This is a genomic window from Polaromonas sp. P1_E1_2 (assembly GCF_056406035.1).
In genome coordinates this window covers 1-3,025 of sequence record NZ_JBFUAZ010000525.1, presented here as the reverse complement: position 1 = coordinate 3,025, position 3,025 = coordinate 1, and the positions used below count along the sequence as shown (strand labels likewise).

Here is a 3,025-nt window from a genome sequence, read left to right as displayed (position 1 = left end):
GGCGTTGGCCAGCAGGTTGCTGGCAATGTGCCGGACCAGCCGTTCGTCGAGCAGGACCAGCTGCGAAAAAGCGTCGTGGCCGATGGGGGCTTCAAATTCAATCGCATGCTGGCCGGCGTCGCTGGTGTGCATTTCGGTCACGAGCTTGCGGCACAGCGCCGCGATATCCAGCGGTTTCAGGTTGAGCTTGAGTTTGCCGGCGTCGGCCTGCCCGACGGTGAGCATGTCTTCAAGCATGCCCTGCATGCGTTTGACCGCGATCACCAGGTCGGCCATGATGTCCTGGCGCTCGCAGTGCGTGATTTTTTCGCCGTAGTGTTCTATCAACTCTGCGGACGACAGAATCGTGGCAAGCGGCGTGCGGAATTCATGCGAGGCCATCGACACAAAGCGCGTTTTGAGCTCACCCAGCTCGCGTTCGCGCGCCAGGGCCCGCCGGGCTTCTTCGTCGGCTTCCTTGCGGCGGGTGATGTCCACGTAAGTCCACACCGAGCCTTCCTGCGGGCGATTGCGGTCGAGCGCCGAGCCGTCAAGCTGAACCCAGATCAGTTCACCACTTTTGCGGCGCATGCGCGTTTCCAGCGAGAACGATCCGGTCTGCGCGATCTGCGCGTAGGCGAGTTCGCCGGTGCGTTCGAAGTCCTCGTCACTGGGATAGTGAACGCGCGTTTCCTGGCCCAGCAATTCGGCCGGGCTGTAGCCGAGCATGGCGGCCAGCGTGCGGTTCAGCCACTGGTGGCGCCGGCTTTTGAGGAAGGTGACGCCGACGGCGGTGGTTTCGAGGATGGCTTCGCGCTGCGTCAGCGCGGTCTTGAGTTCTTCGTCCAGCCGGCGGCGTTCGCTGATGTCGGACATGAGCACGAGCAGGGCGGGTTCGCCGTCCCACTCAATGCGCGTGCCGTAGATGCTCGCCCAGCCGGTGCGCAGGTCCGGCGCCATGGTCTCGCGCGGTGGCGTGATGAAGCGGGCCTCGTAGGCGCTGACCATGGTGCCTGACTGCATGAGCTCGCGCTGGCGCTGCACCATCCTGCGGTCGTCAGGATGGATCAGGTGCATGGACGGCAGCCCGGTGAGCGTCAGGCCGAACATGGCCTGGGCGCTGGTATTTGAAAAGCGCACGATGCCTTTTTGCACCACCAGGATCACGTCGTTGACGTTTTCCACAACCGCCCGGTAGCGCTCGGCGGCTGATCGGGTCAGAGCCTCGAGTCTTTTGCGCTCGGTGACATCTTTCAGGAAAAAAAGGTCCGCCGGCGCACCTTCCCAGTCCACCAGCACGCCGTTGATTTCCACCCAGGAAGTCGTGCCGTCGTCGCGCTGGAATCTCGCCTCAAAAGCCGGGACGACGTTGCCGGCGGCGCGCAGCTTGTGCTTGCCGGAAACAAAGTTGCGGTCTTCCGGATGGATGAACTCGATCATGGGCCGGTCGGCCATGGTGCCGGCCTCTGTACCCAGCAAGGCCAGGCACGGCGGATTGGCAAAGCGCAGCAGGCCTTCCTGCCCGACGCAGATGTTTTCGGTCGCGAGGTCCACCATGGTCTGGTAGCGCGCCAGCGATGCACGAAGCTCCTGGGTGCGAAGCGCAACCCGGCGCTCGATTTCACTTTCCATGTCCTCTGGCGTGCCCATCGCCATCCCGCTTGCTGAGCCGTCGTTGATTCCCTTTTCCGCAGGTCCGGCCGTTTTCCCACGCACGCGCGGTCCACGGCCCGGCGTATCCGGGGCGGCGGATGGGAGAGCTTGAGCCTGGACGGGCATGTTAGTGGTGGAGCACCGAGGGAGCGGGGAGAGCCAAGAGGAAAAGAAGAAAAGAAAGCGGAAATCAGGACAGGACGCGGGCAAACAGGGGTGGGGCAATGGAGGCGCAGACTTTGGGAAAGTTTACGGGGCAACCTTGCCACAACTCACTGCGGCGGTAAAGACAGGAAAGTCTGGGCGCACAACACAGCCAACCTGGCATAACCGGCTGGCGGTGCCGGCTGCCATCCCCTCTTGCAGGGCGTCGTCCTGAAAGCCCTAGCCGCCATGCTCCAGCGTGAAGCCGGCATTGCGGTCTTGCCCCAGCAGGGCCACCATTTGCGGCAGGGCCGCTTGCAGCTCTGCCTTGAGGGTGTGGGGCGGGTTAATGACAAACATGCCGCTGGCAGGAAGGCCTGGCCGCACCACGTCACCGGCGGCATCTGTTGTTAATTTACTCGATTTCACCGTTAAAGCGGCATTCAACCAGCTTCGGCTGGCTTTCACGGCCAGCGTCTTTAGCTTACGGGGCAGGTCATGGGCTTCCGGCCGCGGGATGATGGGATACCAGACCACATAGGTGCCGGTGGCGAAGCGCTTGACGGCGTCTGCCATGCAGGCCGACACGCGCGCGTAGTCGCTCTTCATTTCATAGCTGGGATCACACAGCACCATCGCCCGGCGGGCGGGTGGCGGCAAAAAGGTTTTCAGGGCTTCAAAGCCGTCTTCGCGCGAAACCGCCACCTGGCGGCCTACACCCAACTGTTCAATGTTGCCGGAAAGCGACTTGAAATCGGTGGGATGCAATTCAAACAACTTGAGCTTGTCGCGCCCGCTCAGGAATTGCTGCTCGATGAAAGGGGAGCCCGGATAGATCTTCAGGTGCGCGATGTCGCCGCTTTCGGCGAATTGCGGATTCAGGCCGCGCAGCAGGTCGATGTAGTCCTGCAGGGCAGGCGCCCAGCCGCCTGCAGCTGGTTTGGCGGCGGTGGGTTTTGCTATTGTTTTAGGAGCTGCTTGCGCATGCTGTGATTGGGCTGGAGCCGGTTTTGCCTCGGAAACAGATTGGGAAAGTAGCTTGAAAATGCCTTCCTGGGCCTCACCGCTGGTTTCGGTGTAGTCGCCGTCAAGCCGGTACAGGCCCGCGCCCGCATGCGTGTCGATCACGGTCAGCGCCGTGTCTTTCTGGGTCAAATACTTCATCAACGCGATCAGCGTGGTGTGCTTGAGCACGTCGGCGTGGTTGCCTGCGTGGAAGGCGTGGCGATAGGAAAACATGGGTCTATCC

The 3,025-nt window shown here is 62.2% G+C and carries 2 protein-coding genes; both read right to left on the bottom strand.

From position 1 onward, the window contains the following. On the bottom strand, positions 1–1,611 hold a 1,611-nt coding region (locus AC1D1P_RS19280), incomplete at its 3' end, for a PAS domain-containing sensor histidine kinase (protein WP_477674084.1). A gap of 405 nt (positions 1,612–2,016) precedes the next feature. After that, on the bottom strand, positions 2,017–3,015 hold the full coding sequence (locus tag AC1D1P_RS19275; protein WP_477674085.1) for a 23S rRNA (adenine(2030)-N(6))-methyltransferase RlmJ: 999 nt from the start codon (positions 3,013–3,015) through the stop codon (positions 2,017–2,019). Between the last annotated feature and the right edge of the window lie 10 nt (positions 3,016–3,025).